The sequence below is a fragment of the Pontibacter arcticus genome (assembly GCF_003284895.1).
In the GTDB taxonomy this organism is placed as follows: domain Bacteria; phylum Bacteroidota; class Bacteroidia; order Cytophagales; family Hymenobacteraceae; genus Pontibacter; species Pontibacter arcticus.
Genome location: NZ_QMDV01000005.1, coordinates 64,498 through 87,302 on the forward strand (window position 1 = coordinate 64,498; position 22,805 = coordinate 87,302).

Sequence of the window (22,805 nt, forward strand, 5' to 3'; positions counted from 1 at the left end):
AAATAAATGTTATGCTTGCATACTATATTTAAAAATATTTTATCGTCATGCATCATATTCAGTACGAATGATATGCCACACAGATACTATAATGTAACGCATAAATTCGTATAAACTAAAAAAGCCCTTCTGGTTAAGAAAGGCTTTTTTAGTTTATAAGCTGCTCTGAAGTATAAATCTATACTTTTATCTATACATGCTATCGATCAGGGATTGCCAGTTTTGCGTGATGATCTTACGCTTTACTTTAAGGCTTGGCGTTAACTCGCCGGTCTCAACAGTCCACTGGTTTGGCACAATTTTAAACTTTTTGATAGTCTCGAACTGCGCTAAATGCTCGTTGGTTTTGTCTATTTCGCGCTGAAACTTCTCGATCACAACCGGGTTCTGCAGCATATCCTTGTCGTTGGTATACGGGATGTTTTTGTGCTGGCACCAATCCTGCAGACCAAGTATAGAAGGCACAATAAGTGCGGCGGCATATTTTTCGCCGGAGCCAACCACCATTGCCTGCTCTATTAAAACCGATTCTTTTAATTTATTTTCGATCTGCTGCGGGGCAATGTATTTACCGCCTGATGTTTTGAACATCTCTTTTTTGCGGTCGGTGATTTTCAGGAACTTGCCTTCTACCATTTCGCCGATATCACCGGTATGGAACCAGCCATCCGCATCAATCACTTCCGCTGTCAGATCAGGTTTGTTGTAGTAGCCTTTCATTACGTGCGGGCCGCGCGTCAGTACTTCGCCATCTTCTGCAATTTTCACTTCCACGCCATCTATGGCCATACCCACTGTTCCAATCACGTTGTTTTCGGCTTCGGCGCGGTTCACAGTAATTACAGGCGATGTTTCGGTTAAGCCGTAGCCTTCCATTACGCGGATATTAGCAGACCAGAAAACGCGGGCCAGACGTGGCTGCAACGCCGCACCACCTGATACAATGGCAATTACGTTACCGCCCAGCGCTTCGCGCCACTTGCTGAAGATAAGCTTGTTGGCGAGCTCCAGCTGCTTGTTGTACCACCAACCCTGGTTTTCGCGGGTGTCATACTTTAAGCCAAGCTCCAGTGCCCAGAAAAACAGCTTACGTTTCACGCCTTCCAGTTCCATTCCTTTGGCTACGATCTTATCGTATACTTTTTCGAGCAGGCGAGGTACGGTGGTAAATACATGCGGCTGTACTTCTTTCAGGTTGTCGGCTACTTTCTCTATACTTTCGGCATAGTAAATCGATACGCCCACACGCATATACAGATAAGTAAGCATCCGCTCGAAAATATGGCAAAGCGGCAGAAAGCTGAGCGCGCGGTGATGCTGGTTAAGCGGCACATACGGGTAAGCGCCCATTGCATTGCTCACCAGGTTTTCGTGGGTCAGCATTACACCTTTGGGGTTGCCGGTGGTACCGGAAGTATAAATAATGGTTAAAGTGTCGTCTTTGCTGATGGCTTCCTTGATCGGGTCGAGTTGTTTTACATCGCCGCCTTTGCCCATTTCCAGCACTTCGCTCCAGTGTTTCGCACCCGGGATACGATCAAAAGTATAAATGGCTTTTATACTTTCGGAGCCTGTAGTAGCGGCTACTACTTTATTGTACAGCTCTATATCCGATACAAAAACAGCTTTCACCTCGGCATCCGCGAAAATGTAACGGTAATCTTCTACCGTGATGGTCGGGTACATCGGCACACTTATCGCGCCTGCCTGCTGAATACCAAAATCTGCAAAAATCCACTCTGGCCTGTTAAGCGAAATAATGGCTACTTTATCGTTTTTGCCGATCCCCAATTTAAGCAGACCTAAGCTAACCTGGTTGGCATAATCCTGTACTTGCTGTGTGCTATACTTTACCCAGTTCCCGTTTTCTTTGGAGGCCAGGCAGTCCGGCTGCGGATAGTTCTGTAGCTGATAAGACAGCAAATCAAAGGTACGGGTTGTAGTCATGGTTGGGTCGGTTATTAACTTTAATATGTTTTAAGGCTGGTTGTGTGGTTGCTAACTTATAATTTTTGCACTAATTCTACTGCATTTTAACTATTTTTTTTGAAAATTCCGCTTCGTTTCCCAGAAACATCAGACATATCTTATATTTATAAGCTGTTTCTTTTGTTCCTTACTTTCCCCTAATTTCAGGAGTTTATAGCTAATTCTGTTTTATCGTTCATTTCTTTTTCCTGCATTTCTTATATGAATCTTTCTATCTTTTTTGAGCCGCTGAACGAAGATGTATTTGCCCATCTTAAAAACCCGCGCACGCTGGGCGCTTACATCGAGCGCTTCGAAAGCAAGTTCCCAGATTGGCGCGGCGCCGATATTGCCCTGATAGGAATTAACGAAACAAGAGGACGCAGCACCGAAGCAACAGATCTGCCTGAACAGACAGATGAGCAAACGCCCGCACGCGCCGTCCGGAAAAAGCTTTACAGTTTGTTTAAAGGCGCAGGCCGCTGCCAGCTAGTAGACCTGGGTAATTTACGCCCGGGCATTACCCTGGAAGATACTAACCTCCGCCTGAAAGAAATCGTGGAAGTACTTATCTCCCATAACACTATACCCGTACTTATCGGCGGCTCCCACGACCTGGAATATGGCCAGTATCTGGGTTACGAACACCTCGACCGCGCCGTGAACATGGTAACCGTAGACAGCAGCCTGGACATGACCGAAGAAAGTACCGCACCGGCCAATAAAAAGCAGCTCCGCCAGATACTGATGCACGAACCCAACTACCTTTTCAGCTTAAGCCAGATCGGGTACCAGTCTTATTTAGTGGAGCCGGAAGTAATGGGTACACTCGAGAAACTGAACTTTGAGGCTTACCGCGTAGGTGAGGTACGCAGAAACCTGCCGGAAATGGAGCCCGTTATCCGGATGGCCGACCTGCTGACAATCGATATTTCGGCCATACGCCACCAGGATGCGCCTGCTTACGAACCTGCCAACCCCTTTGGCTTAACCGGCGAGGAAGCCTGTCAGCTATGCTGGTATGCCGGCCAGAACGATGCCCTTACTTCTTTTGGTATTTATGAGTACGATCCGGCACTGGACCCGCGCGAAGTAACCGCCATGACCATTGCCACCATGATCTGGTATTTTGTGGAAGGATTTTACAACCGCAAAAACGAGCTTAACTTCTCAGACAAGCAATTTACCAAGTATGCCGTGGCGTTTAACGATGGGCCGGATCGCATGGTCTTCTACAAAAACAGGAACAGCGAAAAATGGTGGCTTGAAGTAGAACCTCTTTCCGCTGATAAAGGTAAGCGCATAGTGCCCTGCAGTTACGAAGATTACCTGAATGCCATAAAAGGCGAAATACCAAACCGCTGGATTTTGGCGCAGGCGCGCATTGGCTAATGTGTTTATACTTTAAAGGGCTGCTATTTAATTTTCATGAGCCAACTAAATAAGTCAATCCTCTACAGCCTTATCCATTATCCAATCAACACGACAGAATCAACCTCATAAAATGGACGAATTACCCGAATATACTTTACAGCAGCTTGCCCTTCGTAACGGCCAGGACCGCGAGGAAATCTGGGTGGCGTACGAAGGTATAATTTACGACGTTAAAAAATCAAGAATGTGGCGCGACGGGAAGCATTACGAGCACTGGGCCGGCCAGGATTTAACACCAGAGTTGAAAGATGCGCCGCATAATGCCAATGTTTTTGATAAATTTACAGTTATCGGGTTTGTTAAAAACTCTTCTTACCGAAAATAAGTAACAGGTTCTTTAACCAGAGATGGTTTTACCATATAACGCATACAAAAAACGATGATTTTACTTGCTGATAGCGGCTCTACCAAAACAGACTGGCGCCTGATAACATCCACAGAAGTCTTGCAACAAATGTTTACAACCGGCATTAACCCGATGTACCAGGATACAGACCAGATTTATACTTCGCTGAAAGATGAATTGCTCCCGCAGATGGAGGGCCAAAAACCTACCGCTATTTATTACTATGGCGCTGGCTGCAGCTCCGAAGACCGTAACAAACTGGTAGCAGATGCGCTCAGCAAAGCCTTCCCGGATACGAAAGTAGAAGTTGACCATGACCTGTTAGGTGCCGCCCGCGCACTTTGCGGACAGGAACCGGGTATTGCCTGCATCTTAGGCACAGGCTCCAACTCCTGTTTGTATGATGGGAAAGACATCATCGACAACGTACCGTCGCTGGGTTTTTTATTGGGGGATGAAGGAAGCGGCGCTTACCTGGGCAAGATGCTGATCAAAGCGTACCTGTACCGCGAACTGCCGGACGAACTGGCACAATCGCTTAAGAACCGTTTTAACCTTACCAAAGAAGGTGTGCTGGAGGAAGTATACCACAGCACCATCCCGAGCAAGTACATGGCTTCTTTCGCTAAATTTATTCACGAAAAGCGCAAGCACCCTGTTATACACGCTATGATCTACGAAAACTTCTCTGACTTTTTCGAAACGCAGGTCTGCAAGTATGATAACTTCACAAACATTCCTGTAAACTTTGTGGGCTCCATCGCTTTCCATTTTTCGGATACGCTAAAGCAGGTAGCTAAAAAGTATAGCGCCAACATCGGCAAAATACTTAGCACGCCAAGCGAAGGCATGATCCATTACCATCAAGCTTTATTGGCGCAGGAAGAAAATCAAAAGTAAAAAATATAAAATCCGGTTATCACAAAGTATAAAATTTAGCATTTATACTTTGTGATAACCCATCTTAACAACTTAACAATGTCTACCACCGAATCGGCTTCGCATTACAACAGCCTGGAGCAAATGCCTGTGCGGGAACTCCTCGAAAACATTAACCGCGAAGACAAAACCGTTCCGCTTGCCATCGAAAAAGCCATTCCGCAACTGGAGGCGCTGGTAAACGCTACTGTCACAAAACTTAGTGCTGGCGGAAGGCTGTTTTATATCGGGGCTGGCACCAGCGGCCGGTTAGGCATTGTGGATGCCTCCGAATGTCCGCCTACGTATGGCGTGCCGCATGGTATGGTGATCGGCATTATTGCAGGGGGCGATACAGCTATCCGGAAAGCAGTAGAGTTTGCAGAAGATGACGCCGAACAAGCCTGGAAAGACCTGCAGGAACACAACATTACCGCAAAGGATATAGTAGTCGGGATTGCCGCATCGGGCCGTACGCCTTATGTGATAGGTGGTCTGGAAGCCTCCCGGGCGAAAGGAATTGCCACCGGTTGTATTGTTTGTAACCCGAATAGTGCCGTAGCCGCTGCCGCAGATTTTCCGGTAGAAGTTGTAACCGGCCCTGAATTTGTAACCGGCAGCACCCGCATGAAAGCCGGCACCGCCCAGAAACTTGCCCTGAATATGCTGACCACAGCCACTATGGTACGCCTGGGCCGCGTGAAAGGAAATAAAATGGTAGATATGCAGCTATCTAACCACAAGCTGGTAGACCGCGGCATACGCATGGTGATGGATGAGTTGCAACTGCCGCAACCCGAAGCGGCCGCTTTACTTAAAAAGTATGGAAACGTACGCGCTGCAATTGATGCTTACACCACGGATGATCCTTCGAAAAACTAGCAGGTCTAACGTATAAAAAGAGCGGGCAGGAAAGTATAAACTTTTCTGCCCGCTCTTTTTTATGTGATTAGCTGTTTTGAGTTTCGAATTGTAATGCATAAACCTGTCGTTCCAAACCTGCCGTTGTTGGTGTTTTCACCGACAACTATACTTTACCTGATTAGTGCTTGCTGGTGAAAACACACAGCAAAGGCAACAGGTATAGATTTGTTAAAACGTTAAGTAACTTTATGGTTAGCTTAGTCGGCGGCTACCAGGTTTTGCATGATCACGCGTGCGGCCTCGCTGCTGGGTACAAAATAATTGGCCACAGCCCAGTTATTACTTAGCTTAAAGCGATTATCTTTTAAGTTAAAGCGAATCTTATCGCGGTATTCGCTTAGCGTTTCCAGGCCAAGCTGCGCGCGTTCCTCATCTACCTGCTTCAGTTCTTTTTTACTCATCTTCTCGACTAAGTAACCTTTGGCAGCTCGTAGCTTCTTATCTTTTTCGCACTCTTCCGGGTTGGTGCAGTTTACTTTTACCAGCGCCCGCGATTTATACTTGCTATCGCCTTCCCGTACATCCATTAAATAAGCAGCTACCTGCGGCGCTAACCGGCCCTCGTGCACCGCCTTGCGAAGTACCGGCGTAAAATCGTACCCACGGCTGGCTTTGGTCTGGCGCTGCATTACAATACTAAAGCGTGGCAGTTGTTCTAAAGTATCTGCTACGCCAATCAAAGCTTCTCCGGGGTAACCATACTTATCAACCCAGCTTAAAAGTTTTTTTACGTTATCAGCTTCTATTTTACGCAACGTATCGCCATACACCCGCAAGCCGCCTTCTGCCTGCCTGAAATACTGGTCGCGCGCATACAACTCATCCAGATCGGCACGCAGGTCGAGGTTGGCTTTGCGTTTGTAGACCCGGTGGTATTTTGAGTATTTGCGTTCGAATTTGCGCCAGGGCTTTGTTTGTTCCAATGAGTCGAATACAGGTTGGCGTTTCAGGTAATCGAGGCTGACGCCTTTCTGAGCGAGCGCCTGCAGGTAGGCAAAGGTTTGTTTTTCGTTATTGGCCAGCAGCGCGCACACAGTTGCATTGTAATAATCGCGGGCAAAAGCATCGGGCACGGCTGCAAAGGCTTCCTGGTAAGAGGCCAGCGCTTCCGCATAATTTTTATCCATGATCTGCAGCTCAGCGCGGTTAATAACCGGGTGATATACTTTTACATAATCGGGCGCGGCAACTGCTACCGAAATGGCACTGCTTATTAAAAGGCAAAGTATAAAAACGAAGCGCTGCAGGCTTGCAGCAGGTTTTGAGCTCATCGTACTAAAAATTAAATTCATCATGAAAGTATAACGCTGGTACAGGCCAATACAGCATATTGCCCTTAAATGGTTTCATGTATATTAATGGGCAGTCTTAACGGTTTGCATCAGAAACAAACCAAGTATAAACAATTTAGTTTCTGAAGTAAAAGTATAGCTTCGCCCATAAACTTTATACTTCCTTAAACAGTAAATGCTACCTCTGCCCTAAAACGAACAGAACATATGCATACCATAGAACCTTTTTATAACTGGCTGGAGCTTTATTCAGCCTCCGATGACCCTCAATCTCCGCTTTATGGCGCAGAAAACAGCGAAACAGAATTTACGCATACTATTTACGGCTACTACATCCATCCGCAATGGGACGATATCGAATCTGAAACGCTTTTTATAAAAATACTTTTTGCAGATTATGAGCTTGGCTTTGCCGTAATCGAGTTTATGGGTGAATGGAACGATGCCATCAATAACGACATCATGCACCTGAAACGCAACATTATCGACCCCTTAGTGCAGGAAGGCATCAAGCATTTTATACTTATCGGCGAGAACGTTTTTAATTTCCATGGCTCCGACGACTCCTATTATGAAGAGTGGTTTGAAGATGTGGAAGACGGCTGGATTGCGGCAATCGGGTTCCGGGAGTTTGTGCTGAGCGAGATGCAAAGCTACGGCCTGGATTATTACCTGAACTCCGGCGGCGCACTCGAAGAACTGCCCTGGCGCACATTTACGCCTAAAAATTTATTTGGGATCGTAAACAGCGCTATCCAGAAACGGCTGGGAGCTTAGCCAAGTATAAATATTGCTTAATAGCAAAGAGCGCGTACCCTGATGTAAGGCACGCGCTCTTTCTATGTAAAAGGAGTCTGATTACTGGATAACAGTAGTAGAATCCATGTTATCTGTATTTTCTTCCATCTGGTCAGCTTGCTGCTCACCAGCTTCTTCGATCTGATCAGCTCTTTGCTCAGCAGACTCTTCTACTTGTTCTGCAGCTTCTTCAGTATTGTTTTCAGCAGGAGAATCACATGATGCGAACGTGAAAAGGCCAGCGGCCATCAGCATAAAAATTGGTTTTTTCATAGTAATTAAATTTAAGTTAAAATATAATAAAAATTTTACTTCGAGGTAAGCCTACTGCAGTACGGCAGTTGTATCCGTATCGCGGGCAGCGTCTTTCATATCATCAGCCGTATCCTGGGCGGCATCTTCCATACGCTCGGCTTTATCATCGGCCGTTTTGTTACAGGCGGCAAACGTAAAAGCGCCAGCCACAGCCAGTAGCATATAAATTGTTTTTGGTTTGATGATCTTCAAAGTATGTTTTCTTTACTTGGTCCGGCAATTTGTCCTGAATCTATACTTGCTCAAAAGCTGGTTTGGCAGCCAATCTGCAAGCACATCCACCGAATACGGAGATAAATCTATATAGTTGGATAAAAATAAAAAAGGCACTACTAAGTAGTGCCTTTTTTACCGGTGTTAACCGGATCGTACTGTTTGTTGCTAATTACTGAGCAGCTGCAGCAGAATCAACTGACATAGAATCAACTGGCATAGCAGTAGAATCAACAACAGTTTCTTCAACAACAGTTTCTTCTACTGTAGTTTCAGTAGTTTCAGTCTCAGTAGCAGCCTCTTCTGCATTGTTGCAAGAAGCGAAAGTGAAAAGACCAGCAACGAAAAGTAAACCAAATACCTTTTTCATGTTATTTTATGATTTTTTAAAAATAGACACAAATATAGATACTATATTAATGCGTACTAATATTTAGACCGTTTATTTTTTTCGGAACACCAATTTAATCGGCACGCCTTCAAATCCGAAATGCTCTCTTAACCTGTTTTCGAGGTAACGGGTATACGACTCTTTAATATACTGCGGCAGGTTGCAGAAAAAGGCAAACGTCGGGTTGTGCGTCGGTATCTGCGTTATATACTTGATCTTGATCAATTTACCTTTAATAGCTGGCGGCGGGTAACGCTCAATCTCCGGCAACATCTTATCGTTCAGTTTGGATGTTGAGATTTTACGGGTCTTGTTATCGTACACTTCCATCGCTTTCTCTACCGCCTTGTGGATACGCTGCTTGGTAAGTACCGAAGTAAAGATAACCGGCACATACTTGATCGGTGCGATCTTTTCGAGAATCAGTTCTTCAAACTCTTTTGTGGAGTTAGTGTCTTTCTCAACCAGATCCCACTTGTTTACAAGTATAACAATGCCTTTGCGGTTTTTCTCAGCCAATGTAATGATGTTCACATCCTGCGCTTCTATACCACGGGTGGCATCCAGCATTACAATACAAACGTCGGCATCTTCCAGGGCACGTACGGCACGCATCACAGAGTAAAACTCAATGTCTTCGTTTACTTTGCTTTTGCGGCGCAAACCGGCCGTATCAACCAATATAAATTCTTTACCGAACGCGTTGTAACGCGAGTGTATGGCATCGCGGGTGGTGCCGGCAATATCGGTTACAATGTTACGCTCTACGCCCAGCAGTAAGTTTACAAAAGATGATTTACCTGCATTCGGGCGGCCCAGCACGGCAATTTTCGGGATACCTGCATCAGGGTCTTCTACGCCTTCGTCTTTAAAGTGCTTTACTACTTCATCCAGCAGGTCGCCTGTACCGGAACCGTTCTGAGACGAGATCGGGTAAATCTCTTCGCCAACACCTAAAGCATAAAACTCGCCCGTCTGGTGTGCACGTGCGTGTGTATCGGCTTTATTGGCTACTATGTAGATTGGTTTTTTGGAACGGCGCAATACGGCAGCAAACTCTTCGTCCAGGCCAGTAAGGCCGGCATCCACATCAACCATAAACAGGATCACATCGGCTTCTGTAATGGCCAGTTCTACCTGCTTGTTAATTTCTTCTTCAAAAATATCGCTGGAGCCGTGTACGTAGCCACCCGTATCAATTACGGTAAAAAACTTGCCGCACCACTCGCCGTGGCCGTAGCTTCTGTCGCGGGTTACGCCGCTTTCGTTGTCCATGATAGCCTTGCGGGAACCCACCAGGCGGTTAAATAAAGTAGACTTGCCCACGTTCGGGCGGCCTACAATGGCAATGATGTTTGATGACATCTGATAAAAATAAAAAAATTAAAGTGCCCCCGGAACACCTTGTTCCGAAGCTTTATACTGTGCGCCTATTCAGCGTTTGATTAAAGTTTATATTTTGCGCTACGAATGACTCATTTAAGAGCCTGCATTCGCATTTTTCTCTCCCCATAGCGCTGCTATGTGACTCAAAAAACGCTTCTGCAGAACCTTAACTTAATCCTTCTCGCCTGCAAAAATAAATTTCAATCAAACGCTACTCGCTGTAACCGAAGCGCCGAAGCAGCTTTTGGTCGGTTCGCCAGTTTTCGTTCACGCGCACATACAAATCAAGAAATATCTTTTTCTGGAAAAACTCTTCCATATCAATGCGGGCCTGTGTGCCTACTTTTTTGAGCATTTCGCCTTTGTGGCCAATCACAATGCCTTTCTGGCTCTTGCGTTCCACACTTATTTCAGCACGTACCCGGATAATTTCCTCTTCTTCTTTAAACTCCTCGATTACTACTTCGCAGCTGTAAGGAATTTCCTTTTTATAGTTGAGCAGGATTTTCTCGCGGATGATCTCAGACACAAAGAAACGCTCGGGCTTGTCGGTCAGTTCATCTTTCGGAAAATAGGCCGGATGCTCGGGCAAATAATGCATCAGGCGCTCGAACAAATGCTCGGTGTTGGTGCTGTGCAAGGCAGAAATAGGTAAAACCTCTGTCGGGTTCATTTTTTCCTGCCAGTAGATCATCTTATCTTTTACATCCTGCACAGTGGCCTGGTCTATTTTATTGATCAGTACCAGCACCGGTACTTCGGCATGCTGCAAGCGCTTGATCACTTCTTCTTCGTCGTGCTTCTCGTAAATATCGGTTACGAAAAGTATAACATCGGCATCCTCCAGCGATGTGCGCACAAAACCCATCATGGATTCGTGGAGCGCGTACTGCGGTTTAATGATGCCGGGCGTATCCGAGTATACCATCTGGAAGTTGTCGCCGTTCAGGATGCCCATGATGCGGTGACGCGTAGTTTGTGCCTTCGACGTGATAATAGAAAGTTTTTCGCCTACCAGCGCGTTCATGAGCGTTGATTTGCCCACGTTCGGTTTACCTACTATACTTACAAAACCGGCTTTGTGCGGAGTTTCTGCCATACCCTTAAATTTGAGGTTGCAAAATTACTTCTTTTTTATGACATGTACTGCTTATATCCGAATTAATTGGTTTACAACCGGATACGCCCACTTACTATAAACGTAATATATGTTGTGCGTTCCATACTTTATAATCCGCAAAATTTAAGGCTGCCCACTGAACATTTCCGGCAATTATTGTATTAAGGTAAGGTTGTGTATTTCCTATGGAGTTATAAATATTATCAATCAGCACAAACAGTTTATACTTTGTATCTTTGTACCTGATAAGAACTATAATATAGATGAGCAAAAAATCAACTGGTAAAATCGGCGTTCTGCTTGTAAACCTGGGCACTCCGGATACGCCAAACACGCCTGACGTACGAAAATACCTGCGTGAGTTCCTGCTGGACAGGCGCGTAATTGATATACCTGCTATACCACGTTATGCTTTAATTAACGGCATTATAGCGCCATTCCGGGCACCAAAGTCGGCTAAAGTATACAAGCAGCTCTGGACTGAACGCGGTTCGCCGTTGTTATTCCATGGCTTAGATCTTCAGAAAAAGCTACAGCAAGTGCTGGGCAACGGCTACCATGTTGCTTTTGGTATGCGTTACCAAAGCCCAAGTATACAAAGCGCTTTGGAAGAACTGCAGGAGCAAAGTGTGGATCGTATTATTGTATTGCCCCTGTTCCCGCAATATGCCGCAGCCTCAACTGGTTCGGTGCAGGATAAGATCATGGAGATTGTGAAGGACTGGTGGATCATCCCAAGTATAAACTTTATTTCTTCGTTCTGTGATGACCCTGGTTTTATAAACGCCTTTGCCGAACTAGGCAAACAGCACATGGCACAGGATACCTACGACCATGTCATTTTCAGTTACCACGGGTTGCCTGAGCGCCAGATCCTGAAAGGAAGCGATAAAGGCTATTGCCAGTTGGGTGCCTGCTGCAACTCTTATAACAAACGCAATAAATATTGCTACCGTGCGTCGTGCTTTGCAACATCCAGGTTACTGGCCGAGCAGCTTGGCCTGCGCGAAGACCAATACACGGTTACGTTCCAATCGAGGTTATTGAAAGATCCGTGGCTGCAGCCTTATACTGATGAGGTTCTGAAAACGCTTCCGGAAAAAGGCATTAAGAAAGTTTTAGCTTTTAGCCCGGCTTTTGTAGCCGATTGCCTCGAAACAACTATTGAAGTGGGCGAAGAATTTAAAGAGATGTTTGAACATGCCGGCGGCGAAAAGTGGCAGCTTGTAGAAAGCCTGAACTCGAACGATACCTGGGTGGCGGCTGTGAAAGACCTCATACTTCAGAACTAAGCTTTATTCATAAATCAAAGTATAAAAGCCACCGACAATCAGTTGTCGGTGGCTTTTATACTTTATAAAGCATTTATACTTTGGTGCCGTTGTTGGTGTTTTCACCGACAACTATACTTCAGGCTACTTATGCTTGCTGGTGAAAACACATAGCAAAGGCAATCACAATACTTCAATTTTAAAACACCAATTAGCTTTTTAAAAGGCTTTATACTTTGGCGTAAAGTATGAAGTTAATGTCAACTTAAATCCTCTCAAAATCTACCCAATAATCCGAGAAAGCGTCTGATGTTTTCCTTACTTTCTGTAAGAGTAGCTCTGCATCATCTTCTACAATGATTGCTTCGCGTTGTGTTTTGTTGATGAAGCCTTCGCCTACACAGTGGTCGATCATATCGAAAAACTTGTCATAAAAACCATTGACGTTGTAAAACGCAACCGGCTTTTGAATAATGCCTAACTGGTTCCAGGTGATAATCTCACATATTTCATCAAACGTACCGAAACCACCTGGCATGGCCACAAACGCATCCGACCGGGAAGCCATGATAGCTTTGCGCTCGTGCATGGTTTGTACCACAATTAATTCGGATAAGCCTTGGTGCGCTACTTCCCTATCCACCAAGCTTTGCGGAATTACCCCTGTGGCCGCGCCTCCGCCACCCAGTACGGCATCTGCAATTACGCCCATCAAGCCAACTTTACCGCCGCCAAAGATTAACTCTATACTTTGCGCGGCCATCAGCTTGCCCAGTTTCTCGGCGCTTGTTCTGTACACTTCGTTTGTTCCTGCGTTGGCTCCGCAAAAAACACCTATACTTTTCATTGGGTTTATACTTTTAATTAAGTTTATACTTTGCTTTAAAACAAAAGCCCCTGCCATTGCTGCCAGGGGCTTTTATACTTTATAGTTTCTGTTATCAGGCAGTTACCTTGTTATAAAGTTTAGCAACCGTTTCGGCTACATAATCTATTTCTTCCGGGGTGTTATACTTACTGAAAGAGAATCGAACGTTGCCGCGGGCTGGGTCCAGATTCAGGGCCTGCAATACATGCGAGCCAACGCTGGTGCCACTGCTGCAGGCGCTGCCACCCGAAGCCGATATTTTATTTATATCCAAACTGAACAACAGCATTTCGTTTATTTCGGAAGGCGGTAAACTTACACTTAATACCGTGTACAGGCTTTTATCTGCCTCCGCTGATAAGCCGTTAAAAGTTACATCGTCCAACTGCTCTTTCAGTTTGTGGATCATGCGGTCTTTCAGGCTTTGGATGTGGCGTTTGTGGTCGTCCATGTCGCGGTAGGCAATTTCGAGCGCTTTTGCCAGGCCAATAATGCCGTACACATTTTCAGTACCACCACGCATGTTACGCTCCTGTGCACCGCCCTGGATGAGCGGCTGTATTTTTACGCTGGCATCCGTATATAGAAACCCTACTCCTTTTGGCCCATGAAACTTATGTGCTGAGCCCACAATAAAGTTTACGCCTAACTCCTGCAAATCGTGTTTGTAATGGCCTACCGTCTGCACAGTGTCTGAGTGAAAAATAGCGTTATACTTTTTGCACAGCTTTCCGATGGCTTCAATATCATTCAGATTCCCGATCTCGTTATTGGCCTGCATGATCGAAACCAATGTTTGCGGCTGGCTGGAAAGCAATTCCTCCAGCTGCTCGATATCGATGACACCACGCTCATCGCAACGCAGATAAGTTAACTGTACGCCATCCTGCTTTCGCAGCATTTCCATGGTATGCAGCACGGCGTGGTGCTCCAACTTGGTTGTAATGGCGTGTTTTATGCCTAATGTGCGGCAGCTGCAGATAAGGGCAGCGTTATCGGCTTCGGTACCGCCGGATGTAAAGAAGATTTCGGCCGGCGATGTATTTAACAGAGTGGCAACCGAGCGGCGCGCTTTTTCTATGGCAGACCTTACTTCCCGCCCATGCATGTGTATGGAAGAAGGGTTGCCGTAATGCTCCAACATATAAGGAGTCATTGCATCAAAAACTTCTTTATCTAAAGGGGTAGTGGCAGCATTATCTAAATATACACGCATGTTCGTAATTTTTAACTCTTAATCTGATTAACTCTTTAGGGATACAAAAAAGTTGCGCCAGCCAGAAGAGCTCATAAAGCTACATCCAGCTGGCGCAAATCCAGCTATGGTCTTCTGAAAAAACAACAGCAACAACAAATCATACTACTCAGCCTTTATAGAGATGATTTCTTTTATATCTTCAATTATTTTATTTGCCAAATGGTCAGCAGTAGCGTTGCTATCCGACTCTGCATAAATACGGATGATCGGCTCTGTGTTGGATTTACGCAGGTGCACCCATTCTTTATTAAACTCTATCTTTACACCATCTATTGTATTGATGGGCTGCCGGGCATAACGCTGTTGCATTTGCGTGAGCACCTCATCTACATTTACATCAGGTGTAAGCTCAATTTTATTTTTCGAGATGTAATAGTTCGGATAGCTCGCACGCAGGCTCGTCATGCTTTTACCTGACTTAGCCAAGTGGGTTAAAAACAAGGCAATCCCGGCTAAGGCATCACGGCCATAATGCAGCTCAGGGTAAATAACGCCTCCGTTACCTTCGCCACCGATAATTGCCTCTGTAACTTTCATCATGGTAACTACGTTTACTTCGCCAACAGCTGCAGCCGTATATTTCCCACCTGCTTTCTCGGTTACATCGCAAAGTGCGCGTGTAGAAGACAGATTAGAAACTGTATTGCCTACTTTGTTCTGAAGTACATAATCTGCAACAGCTACTAAAGTATACTCCTCACCAAACATACTCCCGTCTTCATTTATTAATGCCAGGCGGTCTACATCCGGATCTACTACAATACCTAAGTCATACTTTCCTTTTTCGATCACCTTGGCTATTTCGCGCAGGTTTTCAGGTACCGGCTCCGGGTTGTGCGGAAAATGCCCGTCAGGCTCACAGAACAATTTAGTGATATCGGTTACGCCAAGCGCGTTCAGCAACATCGGCACGGCAATACCGCCCGTGGAGTTAACACAGTCGATGGCGATGTTAAATTTCTTTGCTTTAATGGCCTCAACATCTACCAGCGGTAACTTAAGTATGGCTTCGATATGTTCTGCAATGGCCGTATCATAGGTAGTATAGGTACCCAGCTCGTTTACCTGTGCAAACTCAAATGCTTCCTGCTCTGCCAACTCCAGCACCAGCTTGCCTTCCGCATCCGAAATAAATTCGCCTTCGCTGTTAAGCAACTTTAATGCATTCCATTGCTTTGGGTTGTGACTGGCTGTAAGTATAATGCCTCCGCCCGCTTTTTTATCCGGCACTACCATTTCTACTGTTGGTGTAGTAGAAAGGCCAACATCAAGTACATGTATACCCAGGCCCTGCAAGGTGGCGCATACAAGTTTATTTACCATATCACCTGAAATGCGCGCATCTCTACCAACTATAATCGTGTTATTGCCAGTTGTCTGTAGTACCCAAGCACCAAAGGCGGCGGCAAACTTCACTACATCTATAGGAGTAAGTGCTTCTCCGGCCTTGCCTCCTATAGTTCCTCTAATTCCTGATATCGATTTTATTAATGCCACTTGTCGTATTCGTTTACAGATGCAAAAGTAATAATTTTAGTTCTGACCTCTACACAAATACGTTGTTTATACTTTGCAGAAGTGCCACTCTATTTAAAACCCTGGTATAAAACATACAGCGCTAGCGTACCAGAAGTTGTAACCACATTACGGTATTTCTTATATTTGTACGTATGCAAGACCAGAAATTTGAAGACAGCCCACGCGGCAGACAGTTGGAGGCCTTTAACCGCCTGCTTGATGTGATGGAAAATTTGCGTGAAAAATGCCCTTGGGACCGCAAGCAAACCATAGAAAGCCTGCGCCATCTCACCATCGAAGAAACCTACGAGCTATCAGACGCCATCCTTAAGGGAGATACCCAGGAACTGAAAAAAGAGATCGGCGACCTGATGCTGCACCTGGTCTTTTATTCGAAGATCGCTTCTGAAAAGGGATTGTTTGATGTAGCGGATGTACTGAATAGCCAGTGCGATAAACTCATTTTCCGACACCCGCATATATATGGAGATACCGTAGCTGACACCGAAGAAGAAGTTAAGCGCAACTGGGAAAAGCTGAAGATCAAAGAAGGAAACAAATCTGTACTTGGCGGCGTGCCTGCGTCTCTGCCAGCTCTTGTTAAAGCAATCCGGATTCAGGAGAAGGCGCGTGGAGCCGGTTTTGATTGGGATGACAAAACACAAGTATGGAAAAAAGTAGAAGAAGAGCTCGAAGAATTTAAAAGTGAGTATAATGGCGTAGAAGCAACCCAAATTAACCAGGAAGCGGCCACAGCCGAGTTTGGCGACCTGCTTTTCTCGCTTGTTAACTTTGCCCGTTTTGTAGATATAAACCCGGAAGAAGCGCTGGAAAGAACTAATCTTAAGTTTATAAGCCGGTTTCAGTATTTAGAGACAGAAGCAGCAAAGGATGGCAAAAACTTACAGGACATGACCTTGGAACAAATGGACTATTACTGGAACAAGGCAAAAAAAATATAAGCAACCATACAACTTGTCGAAAAAATCCCTATTTTTAAGATACCTTTTCTAACATTTAGCCCAAACCCGTAGAATTAAGTATTACAAGTTAAGCGTTTTAACTAGCTTTTATGGCTGTTTAATAACACCTATTTGCTGCTGTTAAATATAGGCCAAAACCCGTTCGCAATACTCTAATTCAGGTACCGCTCTTTAAAGAAAGAGTTCAGTTATTTTACCGGCATTAGCTACTTTACTTAGAAAAACGCGTAAGAGGCTCGTGGAGAAAATTTAAAATTGCTATATTGATGTTCTGTTTTCCCATACGATAATAAAATATTGTTATCAGATAATAAGATATTGTTAAAAACGCTGATCAGAAGGCTTTTTTAAAAAATTTATGGCATCTTAACATTTGATTAATTGAGAAAAAGGAGATATTGCAAATTCATTAAAGAACTAAGAGTTTATCTATTACAATTAATTATTACACCAAACAATTTTATTACAACACAACAACTAAACTTTAAACTTTAAAAAAATGGAAAAAAAGACTGCAATAGTGAGCAAAGATGCTAATGTAGAAGAAAAAGGCCAGACTGGTGGCTCTTTATTTGCCACTATCGTTATTCCACTTGCATTCCTGGCATGTGTTCTTATTTACATGTTCGTATTGGGTAACCCTGCTAACTTCGAAGGTGGAGACATTAACAATCACCCGCTGCCAGGTAACTATTTAGGCATTGTTTACAAAGGTGGATGGGTAGTACCTGTTCTGATGTCTTTGGTACTGATGGTATTTATTTTCGCTATTGAGCGTGCGCTTACTATCGGCAAAGCAAAAGGTACTAAAGGTGTTGCTGCTTTCGTTCGCACAATTTCTGCAAAACTTAACCAGCGTGATATCAACGGAGCAATGGCTGCCTGCGATGCTCAGAAAGGTTCAGTTGCAAACGTAGTGAAAGCTGGCTTGCTTAAGTACAAAGAGATGCAGAACGAGCCTGAGCTGTTAAAAGCTGAGAAAGTTGCTGCTATCCAGAAAGAGATCGAAGAATCTACTTCGCTTGAGTTACCAATGCTAGAGAAAAACCTGGTTGTTATTTCAACTATTGCTTCCATCTCTACACTTGTTGGTCTTATCGGTACAGTACTTGGTATGATCAAGGCCTTCGCCGCTCTTGCAACATCAGGTGCCGCAGATGCAACAGCACTTTCAAACGGTATCTCTGAGGCCCTTATCAACACGGCTATCGGTATTACAGGTTCTGCTCTTGCTATCATTGCTTACAACTACTTTACAAGCAAAATCGATGAGTTAACGTACAGCATTGATGAAGCTGGTTTCAGCATTATCTCTACGTTCGCTGCTCAGCACGATACAACCACTGCAAGATCACAACACACTGTTTAATTGATTCTAATAAAAGAAGATGCCTAAAGTAAAAGTAAAAAGAACCAGACCCACATTGGACATGACGCCAATGGTTGACCTTGGCTTCTTGTTAGTTACTTTCTTTATGCTGTCTGCCACTGCTGCTCCTGAAAAAGTAGTAGTAGTAGATACCCCCTCTTCTGTGTCAGAAATAAAAATACCCGATACAAACGTTATCACCATATCGATTGATAAGCAGGACAGGGTATTTTTTGGAGTAGATGGCCAGAACACGAGAGCAGCATTATTAGATAAAGTAGCAGGCAAGTACGGTATCAGTTTCTCGCCGGAAGAAGCCAAAGCTTTTTCCCTCATAGGAGAGTTTGGCGTACCGGTTTCACAGCTAAAGTCTTTCCTGTCGATGCCAATGGAGGCCCGTAAAGCCTACAACAGCCAGGCACCGGGTATTCCGATCGACTCATTGAAAAATGAACTGGGAGACTGGGTACTACAGACGCGTCTTACAAACCCTAAAGTGGTTATTGCCATTAAAGGAGACGTAGATGTGAATTACGAGACGATACAGACGGTTATTAACACCCTGCAGGATAAGAAGGTTAACAGATTTAACCTGATTACCGACATGGAGCAACGACCTACAAACCTTTAATATAAGGAGACAAGAAAATGGCACAAGTACCAGAATCCGGTGGCGACTCCGGCAAAGGAGGAAAGAAGCGCGCCAAAAAAATGTCTACCGCACTGGATATGACTCCAATGGTAGACCTTGCCTTCCTTCTGTTAACATTCTTCATGCTTACGACTACGTTTAACAAGCCACAGACCATGGAAATCAACATGCCTGTGAAGCCTGACAACGAAGAAGAGCAAATTGCTCTGAAAGCCAGTAATGCCATGACGATTATACTTGGTGAGAACGATAAACTGTACTATTACTTCGGACTTGGCGACCCAGCTGAAAACCCGGAACTGGTAGAAACAGATTATTCGGCTAATGGAATTCGTAAAGTATTGGTTTCGCCAAAAGTGAAATCAAACGATAAGATGACCGTTATGATCAAGCCAATGGATAAATCGCGCTACAAGAATGTAGTTGATATTTTAGATGAATTAAAAATTACTGATACCAAGAAGTTTGCCCTAGTAGAAATTGCTGCAACAGACAAACAATTGGTTCAGACTAAAACCGGACAATAATCAGATATGGACGCAAGTAAGTTAGCTACAGCATCGCTTGATGATATCGTCTTTGACGGACGAAATAAAGCATACGGTGCCTATCTACTTCGTAAGCTATATAACAGCCATATCACGAAAGCCGCTATCATTGCCACTTTATTGTTTTTGATTTTTGTCAGCATGCCGCTGATCGCAAAAATGATTGCAGGCGACGAAGAGGTTGTAGTGGAAGAGCGCGTTATAACTGAAGTAGAACTGGCACAGCCACCACCCCTGGAGGAAAACACACCACCACCACCACCGCCACCGGATCTTCCGCCGCCACCACCACCCGTACGTGCTACTGTAAAGTATACACCACCGGTTGTAAAGCGTGACAACGAAGTGGTAGAAGAGGAAGAAATTCCGGATGTGGAGAAACTTGAGGAAATTGATGCTGGTGTAAAAACCGTTGAAGGCGACAAAAACGCTCCTCTTGATTTAGGTGACATTGACGGTACAAGCACCGTAGTAGCAGAAGTTGTAGAGGAAAAGCCTTATACATATGTAGAGCAGATGCCGACTTTCCCTGGTGGAGATTCTGAAATGCAGAAATATGTACAAAAGAACGTTCGCTACCCTGCAGCTGCACAACGTGCCGGCGTGGAAGGTTTAGTAGTTGTAAGCTTCGTAGTAAGTAAAACTGGTGAGATCTCAGAAATTCAGGTTGTAAAAGGCCTGGGAGCTGGCACCGACGAAGAAGCAGTACGCGTTATTAAATCAATGCCTAAATGGACACCAGGTAAGCAAAACGGTAGAACAGTACCAGTGCGCTATACTTATCCATTCCGCTTCACGATCAAGTAAGAATTTAAAGTATAAAAAGCCCGGCCATTAAATTGGCCGGGCTTTTTTTTGCCCAAAGTTTAAATACAAAAAAGGTGCATAATTTATATCTGACAAGTCAGTTTAAGACCGATCTGGAAACAGAAAAAATAAATAAATGCTGCATGCATACTATCTATACTTTAAATCCGTATATTCTCATTAACATATCTAACTAAAAACCAATACTGCAATGCCTATTTAAAATAAATCTTTAACCTAAAACAAAACAGCCCATGAAAAAGAGCTATTACTTAAGTTCGACTTTTAACGAAGTAATCTTTAAAGGTCGTAACCAGGCGTATGGAGCATATGTACTACGCAAAACATACAGCAGAAATGTTATACTTGCAGCTATACATGCAACAAGTGCTTTTTCAGGGGCTTTATTAGGGCCAGTCGTCAGTGACATGATTTTTGGAGAACAGGTAAAGTATGAAAAGCCGGTTTATGACATTGGTACCCCAATTGATATTCCTCCTCCACCCGTTATCGAACCCAAAAAAACAACAGCAGCGCCAGTAGCACAAAAGTCTGAAAAGGTTAAGACTACCGCTTTTAAGAAACAGACAATAGTTGCTGATGATACACCTATAGCTGAAACTCCAATACCAGATCAATCTGATTTGAGCAAGGTAAATATTGGTGCAGCAAGTATAGATGGCGCTTTCCCAGATGTACCAGGAACAACGTTGCCGGAACCATCTCCAACTTCTACAGATTCCGGTGCAGCAGAAACTATAACTGCCCCATTCATAAATGTGGAAATTATGCCGGAATACCGTGGCGGGACAAATGAGATGTTCAGGTTCTTAGGTAAAAACTTGATTTACCCGGCAGCAGCTCAACGCGCCGGAGTTGAAGGAATGGTGATCGTAACATTTGTGGTTTCGGCTACAGGCCAGATAGAAGATGCAACTGTACTGAAAGGTTTAGGATATGGCACAGAAGAAGAGGCATTGCGCGTGATTAAAAAAATGCCTGACTGGACGCCAGGGCGGCAAAACGGCAAAAATGTACCTGTACGCTATACCATGCCGATTCGCTTTCACCTGAACTGATATACCCTAACCTTACGTAAAAAACAGAAGCCAGCATGCATATTTGTTGGCTTCTGTTTTCATTTTAAGCCTAATAAAGTTATTTTTAGATGTTCAATACATTTATTGCTGAAGTATAAGACTATGAACCGCCCAAGAAAGAATAAATCAATTAACGTATCCTACTCTAAATTTGCCCGCATTTTTGGCCTAGTAATGACATTGGTGTATGTTTCTCTTGGCCTGTTTATCATGTTTGTGCCTGAAGAATCAAATAGCCTGGCGATACCACGCGATATGCGCTATGTAATAGGTGGTATATTAATATTATATGGCGTACTTCGTTTTATCAGAATATACCAGACAAACGCAAAAAATAAACGTCATAACCGATATGAAGAATAACCTATTCCACAAACTGCTGCTGCTTGCTTTTGCTGGTTCTGTTTTTACGGCCTGTAACCAATCCGGCGGGCAGGAAGTAAGCACACCAACGGCCGGCAATGTGGTTGTTACAGCAGATGAATCTTTTCAACCGATCATAGAATCCCAGATAAGCACATTCGAAGGCATTTACAAGCGTGCGGACGTAGAAGGCAAGTACAAACCGGAAGGCGAAGCCATGAATGACCTTCTGAATGATAGCACCAAAATCGTTATACTTTCAAGAGAGTTAACTGAAACAGAAAAAGCAGCATTCGAGAAGAAGAAACGCTTCCCTAAAGTAACCAAACTTGCTGTGGATGCTGTAGCACTGGTCGTAAATAAAAGCAATCCGGATTCTTTGCTTACCATGGACCAGGTAAAACAAATTTTTAGTGGCACCACTACCACCTGGAAAGCGCTTAACAGCAAAAGTACCCTTGAAAATATTACTATTGTGTTTGATAATAATAACTCAAGCACCGCCAGATACGTACGTGATTCACTGACAGTATCAAAGAAGCTGCCCGGAAACACATTCGCATCAAACTCCCATAAAGCTTTAATAGATTACGTGGCACAAAATAAAAACGCAATCGGGGTAATCGGGGTAAACTGGATAAGCGATAGCGATGACACTACAGCAGTTAATTTTACAAAACAGGTTAAAGTAATTGGTATCAGTACAGACCCAAATCCAGCCACTACAGAAAGTTACTACCAGCCATACCAGGCTTATATTGCGCAAGGTACTTACCCCCTGCGCCGTAACCTCTACGTTATCAATGTAGAAGGGAGAGCAGGGCTTGGCACAGGATTTGTATCATTTATTGCAGGGGATAAAGGCCAACGAATTATACTTAAATCCGGGCTAGTACCGGCCACAATGCCAGTACGTGTTATCGGGGTTAAGTAACTAAACAGACCTTATTCAGCATTTAAACA

24 protein-coding genes are annotated in these 22,805 nt (G+C 44.3%); 14 read left to right on the top strand and 10 right to left on the bottom strand.

Features of this window, described 5'->3' with window-relative positions; genetic code table 11:
* Positions 1-186: 186 nt before the first annotated feature.
* A complete protein-coding gene (locus DP923_RS15425; protein ID WP_112306789.1) occupies positions 187-1,947 on the bottom strand; it encodes an AMP-dependent synthetase/ligase in 1,761 nt (586 codons plus the stop codon).
* A gap of 243 nt (positions 1,948-2,190) precedes the next feature.
* Here DP923_RS15425 and DP923_RS15430 point away from each other — a divergent pair, with 243 nt between their 5' ends.
* From DP923_RS15430 to murQ, 4 genes are all read left to right on the top strand, one after another.
* Positions 2,191-3,360, top strand: coding sequence for a formimidoylglutamase (locus DP923_RS15430; protein WP_112306790.1), 1,170 nt, complete (start codon positions 2,191-2,193; stop codon positions 3,358-3,360).
* Positions 3,361-3,472: 112 nt separating this feature from the next.
* The gene (locus DP923_RS15435) at positions 3,473-3,727 is read left to right on the top strand and encodes a cytochrome b5 domain-containing protein (protein ID WP_112306791.1); all 255 of its coding nucleotides are present in this window, start codon (positions 3,473-3,475) and stop codon (positions 3,725-3,727) included.
* 54 nt (positions 3,728-3,781) lie between these two features.
* Positions 3,782-4,648: a hypothetical protein gene (locus DP923_RS15440; protein ID WP_112306792.1), complete on the top strand. Its 867-nt coding sequence runs from the start codon at positions 3,782-3,784 to the stop codon at positions 4,646-4,648.
* 78 nt (positions 4,649-4,726) lie between these two features.
* Positions 4,727-5,548 carry an N-acetylmuramic acid 6-phosphate etherase gene (gene murQ / locus DP923_RS15445; protein ID WP_112306793.1) on the top strand — a complete coding sequence of 274 codons (822 nt, stop codon included), beginning with the start codon at positions 4,727-4,729 and terminating at the stop codon, positions 5,546-5,548.
* A 239-nt stretch (positions 5,549-5,787) separates the two neighbouring features.
* On the opposite strand, the gene DP923_RS15450 is transcribed toward murQ, so the two are convergent.
* Positions 5,788-6,861, bottom strand: a complete 1,074-nt coding sequence (locus DP923_RS15450; protein WP_112306794.1) for a hypothetical protein — start codon at positions 6,859-6,861, stop codon at positions 5,788-5,790.
* 228 nt (positions 6,862-7,089) lie between these two features.
* Between DP923_RS15450 and DP923_RS15455 the strand changes: the two genes are divergently transcribed.
* Positions 7,090-7,659: a hypothetical protein gene (locus DP923_RS15455; RefSeq protein WP_112306795.1), complete on the top strand. Its 570-nt coding sequence runs from the start codon at positions 7,090-7,092 to the stop codon at positions 7,657-7,659.
* A gap of 81 nt (positions 7,660-7,740) precedes the next feature.
* Here DP923_RS15455 and DP923_RS15460 read toward each other — a convergent pair whose 3' ends face one another.
* From DP923_RS15460 to era, 5 genes are all read right to left on the bottom strand, one after another.
* Positions 7,741-7,953, bottom strand: a complete 213-nt coding sequence (locus tag DP923_RS15460; protein ID WP_207801982.1) for a hypothetical protein — start codon at positions 7,951-7,953, stop codon at positions 7,741-7,743.
* Positions 7,954-8,004: 51 nt separating this feature from the next.
* Positions 8,005-8,187 carry a hypothetical protein gene (locus DP923_RS15465; RefSeq protein ID WP_112306796.1) on the bottom strand — a complete coding sequence of 61 codons (183 nt, stop codon included), beginning with the start codon at positions 8,185-8,187 and terminating at the stop codon, positions 8,005-8,007.
* Positions 8,188-8,380: 193 nt separating this feature from the next.
* On the bottom strand, positions 8,381-8,578 hold the full coding sequence (locus DP923_RS15470; protein ID WP_112306797.1) for a hypothetical protein: 198 nt from the start codon (positions 8,576-8,578) through the stop codon (positions 8,381-8,383).
* Between the two features lie 72 nt (positions 8,579-8,650).
* Positions 8,651-9,964, bottom strand: a complete 1,314-nt coding sequence (der, locus tag DP923_RS15475) for a ribosome biogenesis GTPase Der (RefSeq protein WP_112306798.1) — start codon at positions 9,962-9,964, stop codon at positions 8,651-8,653.
* 232 nt (positions 9,965-10,196) lie between these two features.
* Entirely contained in the window at positions 10,197-11,084 is an 888-nt protein-coding gene (gene era / locus DP923_RS15480) for a GTPase Era (protein WP_112306799.1), read from the bottom strand.
* A gap of 284 nt (positions 11,085-11,368) precedes the next feature.
* Between era and hemH the strand changes: the two genes are divergently transcribed.
* Positions 11,369-12,397, top strand: coding sequence for a ferrochelatase (hemH, locus tag DP923_RS15485; RefSeq protein WP_112306800.1), 1,029 nt, complete (start codon positions 11,369-11,371; stop codon positions 12,395-12,397).
* 244 nt (positions 12,398-12,641) lie between these two features.
* On the opposite strand, the gene DP923_RS15490 is transcribed toward hemH, so the two are convergent.
* The 3 genes from DP923_RS15490 to glmM all read right to left on the bottom strand — a co-directional run bounded on the left by DP923_RS15490 (position 12,642) and on the right by glmM (position 15,999).
* Positions 12,642-13,280, bottom strand: coding sequence for an LOG family protein (locus tag DP923_RS15490; RefSeq protein WP_239021065.1), 639 nt, complete (start codon positions 13,278-13,280; stop codon positions 12,642-12,644).
* 37 nt (positions 13,281-13,317) lie between these two features.
* Positions 13,318-14,460, bottom strand: a complete 1,143-nt coding sequence (locus DP923_RS15495) for a cysteine desulfurase family protein (protein ID WP_112306801.1) — start codon at positions 14,458-14,460, stop codon at positions 13,318-13,320.
* 144 nt (positions 14,461-14,604) lie between these two features.
* Complete coding sequence (glmM, locus tag DP923_RS15500; RefSeq protein WP_112306802.1) at positions 14,605-15,999, bottom strand: phosphoglucosamine mutase; 1,395 nt, start codon at positions 15,997-15,999, stop codon at positions 14,605-14,607.
* Positions 16,000-16,172: 173 nt separating this feature from the next.
* Here glmM and mazG point away from each other — a divergent pair, with 173 nt between their 5' ends.
* The 8 genes from mazG to DP923_RS15540 all read left to right on the top strand — a co-directional run bounded on the left by mazG (position 16,173) and on the right by DP923_RS15540 (position 22,776).
* Positions 16,173-16,982 (top strand): nucleoside triphosphate pyrophosphohydrolase, encoded by an 810-nt coding sequence (gene mazG / locus DP923_RS15505; protein WP_112306803.1) that lies wholly within the window; start codon positions 16,173-16,175, stop codon positions 16,980-16,982.
* Between the two features lie 520 nt (positions 16,983-17,502).
* A complete protein-coding gene (locus tag DP923_RS15510; protein WP_112306804.1) occupies positions 17,503-18,372 on the top strand; it encodes a MotA/TolQ/ExbB proton channel family protein in 870 nt (289 codons plus the stop codon).
* Between the two features lie 19 nt (positions 18,373-18,391).
* On the top strand, positions 18,392-19,003 hold the full coding sequence (locus DP923_RS15515; protein WP_112306805.1) for an ExbD/TolR family protein: 612 nt from the start codon (positions 18,392-18,394) through the stop codon (positions 19,001-19,003).
* Positions 19,004-19,020: 17 nt separating this feature from the next.
* The gene (locus DP923_RS15520; RefSeq protein ID WP_112306806.1) at positions 19,021-19,551 is read left to right on the top strand and encodes an ExbD/TolR family protein; all 531 of its coding nucleotides are present in this window, start codon (positions 19,021-19,023) and stop codon (positions 19,549-19,551) included.
* 6 nt (positions 19,552-19,557) lie between these two features.
* On the top strand, positions 19,558-20,379 hold the full coding sequence (locus DP923_RS15525) for an energy transducer TonB (protein ID WP_112306807.1): 822 nt from the start codon (positions 19,558-19,560) through the stop codon (positions 20,377-20,379).
* Between the two features lie 254 nt (positions 20,380-20,633).
* Entirely contained in the window at positions 20,634-21,458 is an 825-nt protein-coding gene (locus DP923_RS15530; protein ID WP_112306808.1) for an energy transducer TonB, read from the top strand.
* 123 nt (positions 21,459-21,581) lie between these two features.
* The gene (locus DP923_RS15535) at positions 21,582-21,842 is read left to right on the top strand and encodes a hypothetical protein (protein ID WP_112306809.1); all 261 of its coding nucleotides are present in this window, start codon (positions 21,582-21,584) and stop codon (positions 21,840-21,842) included.
* Entirely contained in the window at positions 21,832-22,776 is a 945-nt protein-coding gene (locus DP923_RS15540; RefSeq protein ID WP_112306810.1) for a PstS family phosphate ABC transporter substrate-binding protein, read from the top strand. The genes DP923_RS15535 and DP923_RS15540 overlap by 11 nt, the downstream gene beginning before the upstream one ends.
* Positions 22,777-22,805 lie beyond the last annotated feature (29 nt).

Coding starts and splice junctions, on each gene's coding strand:
- DP923_RS15425 (WP_112306789.1), bottom strand. CDS start 1,947: ATGACTACAACCCGTACCTTTGATTTGCTGTCTTATCAGCTACAGAAC.
- DP923_RS15430 (WP_112306790.1), top strand. CDS start 2,191: ATGAATCTTTCTATCTTTTTTGAGCCGCTGAACGAAGATGTATTTGCC.
- DP923_RS15435 (WP_112306791.1), top strand. CDS start 3,473: ATGGACGAATTACCCGAATATACTTTACAGCAGCTTGCCCTTCGTAAC.
- DP923_RS15440 (WP_112306792.1), top strand. CDS start 3,782: ATGATTTTACTTGCTGATAGCGGCTCTACCAAAACAGACTGGCGCCTG.
- murQ (WP_112306793.1), top strand. CDS start 4,727: ATGTCTACCACCGAATCGGCTTCGCATTACAACAGCCTGGAGCAAATG.
- DP923_RS15450 (WP_112306794.1), bottom strand. CDS start 6,861: ATGAGCTCAAAACCTGCTGCAAGCCTGCAGCGCTTCGTTTTTATACTT.
- DP923_RS15455 (WP_112306795.1), top strand. CDS start 7,090: ATGCATACCATAGAACCTTTTTATAACTGGCTGGAGCTTTATTCAGCC.
- DP923_RS15460 (WP_207801982.1), bottom strand. CDS start 7,953: ATGAAAAAACCAATTTTTATGCTGATGGCCGCTGGCCTTTTCACGTTC.
- DP923_RS15470 (WP_112306797.1), bottom strand. CDS start 8,578: ATGAAAAAGGTATTTGGTTTACTTTTCGTTGCTGGTCTTTTCACTTTC.
- der (WP_112306798.1), bottom strand. CDS start 9,964: ATGTCATCAAACATCATTGCCATTGTAGGCCGCCCGAACGTGGGCAAG.
- era (WP_112306799.1), bottom strand. CDS start 11,084: ATGGCAGAAACTCCGCACAAAGCCGGTTTTGTAAGTATAGTAGGTAAA.
- hemH (WP_112306800.1), top strand. CDS start 11,369: ATGAGCAAAAAATCAACTGGTAAAATCGGCGTTCTGCTTGTAAACCTG.
- DP923_RS15490 (WP_239021065.1), bottom strand. CDS start 13,280: ATGGCAGGGGCTTTTGTTTTAAAGCAAAGTATAAACTTAATTAAAAGT.
- DP923_RS15495 (WP_112306801.1), bottom strand. CDS start 14,460: ATGCGTGTATATTTAGATAATGCTGCCACTACCCCTTTAGATAAAGAA.
- mazG (WP_112306803.1), top strand. CDS start 16,173: ATGCAAGACCAGAAATTTGAAGACAGCCCACGCGGCAGACAGTTGGAG.
- DP923_RS15510 (WP_112306804.1), top strand. CDS start 17,503: ATGGAAAAAAAGACTGCAATAGTGAGCAAAGATGCTAATGTAGAAGAA.
- DP923_RS15515 (WP_112306805.1), top strand. CDS start 18,392: ATGCCTAAAGTAAAAGTAAAAAGAACCAGACCCACATTGGACATGACG.
- DP923_RS15520 (WP_112306806.1), top strand. CDS start 19,021: ATGGCACAAGTACCAGAATCCGGTGGCGACTCCGGCAAAGGAGGAAAG.
- DP923_RS15525 (WP_112306807.1), top strand. CDS start 19,558: ATGGACGCAAGTAAGTTAGCTACAGCATCGCTTGATGATATCGTCTTT.
- DP923_RS15530 (WP_112306808.1), top strand. CDS start 20,634: ATGAAAAAGAGCTATTACTTAAGTTCGACTTTTAACGAAGTAATCTTT.
- DP923_RS15535 (WP_112306809.1), top strand. CDS start 21,582: ATGAACCGCCCAAGAAAGAATAAATCAATTAACGTATCCTACTCTAAA.
- DP923_RS15540 (WP_112306810.1), top strand. CDS start 21,832: ATGAAGAATAACCTATTCCACAAACTGCTGCTGCTTGCTTTTGCTGGT.